The sequence below is a fragment of the Streptomyces durbertensis genome (genome assembly GCF_014156695.1).
Taxonomy (GTDB): Bacteria; Actinomycetota; Actinomycetes; order Streptomycetales; family Streptomycetaceae; genus Streptomyces; species Streptomyces durbertensis.
Window position 1 is genome coordinate 1 of the sequence record NZ_WMLF01000924.1, and the last position, 573, is coordinate 573.

Here is a 573-nt window from a genome sequence, read left to right on the forward strand (position 1 = left end):
GGCCCGCTGGGGCACGGTGGAAGGATCGCCGACACACAGGAGCACGATTCCCCATGAGTGAGCACACATACCGGGTGACCGAGATCGTCGGCACCTCCCCGGACGGCGTCGACGCCGCGATCAAGAACGGCATCAGCCGCGCCTCCAAGACCCTGCGCGGCCTCGACTGGTTCGAGGTCACCCAGGTCAGGGGCCACCTGGACGAGGGCCGCATCGCCCACTACCAGGTCTGCATGAAGGTCGGCTTCCGCCTGGAGGACCCGGCGTAGCCGCCTCCTGCTCCGGCCTCACGAGCCGCCGCCGTCCGCGCACCCCCGCCCCTCCCCCTGGCGCCACGCGAACGGCGGCGGCTCGTCACGTCCAGATTCCACTCCCGGTGCGAGGGCGCACAGCACGGCGTGCAGCAGCGGCCCGTGCACCAACCGCCCGTCCGGCGTCGGCGGACAGTGCCACCGCAACGGCCACGTCGCCCCACTCAACGCCGGCACGCCGACAAACTGCCGCCGGTCCCCACACCCCACGGTCCCGCTCAACCGCTCGACCCCGGCCGGCCACCGCCGCCGCCCCGTACTC

Annotated in this window: 1 protein-coding gene; it reads left to right on the forward strand. The window is 72.9% G+C overall.

Annotated features, from left to right (window positions below; genetic code table 11):
* Window positions 1-53: 53 nt before the first annotated feature.
* Window positions 54-269, forward strand: a complete 216-nt coding sequence (locus tag GL263_RS27695) for a dodecin (protein ID WP_182858461.1) — start codon at window positions 54-56, stop codon at window positions 267-269.
* Window positions 270-573 lie beyond the last annotated feature (304 nt).

Bases quoted from the DNA above. Each gene is read 5' to 3' on its own strand.
- GL263_RS27695 (WP_182858461.1), top strand. From the start codon at position 54: ATGAGTGAGCACACATACCGGGTGACCGAGATCGTCGGCACCTCCCCG.